Annotated in this window: 1 pseudogene; it reads right to left on the reverse strand. The window is 64.0% G+C overall.

From position 1 onward, the window contains the following. Positions 1-278 (reverse strand): annotated as a pseudogene (locus EN818_RS32390) (type II and III secretion system protein family protein); the annotation flags it as partial.

A 278-nucleotide genomic window follows, 5' to 3' on the forward strand; every position in this document is an offset into this window, starting at 1 on the left:
AGCTGACTTCCGGCTGGACATGGAGCGCGATGCGATTGCGGCCGATGAGGGTCGGGGTGAAGCCGAGGGATACGCCGAAAGGTTTGTATTGAACGGTCGTGACGTCGGATCCCTGCGCGATGGGCACCGGAATCTCCCCGCCGGCCAGGAAGTTCGCCGTCTGTCCGGTCACAGCGGTCAGGTTCGGCTCGGCCAGTATCTTGACGACGCCGTTGCGTTGCAGGGCCTCGATGAGGACGTCGAAATTGAGGCGGTGCGCCTGGTCGAGGCTCAGACCG

Origin of the sequence: Mesorhizobium sp. M3A.F.Ca.ET.175.01.1.1 (assembly GCF_004791945.1) — a bacterium.
Lineage (GTDB): Bacteria > Pseudomonadota > Alphaproteobacteria > Rhizobiales > Rhizobiaceae > Mesorhizobium.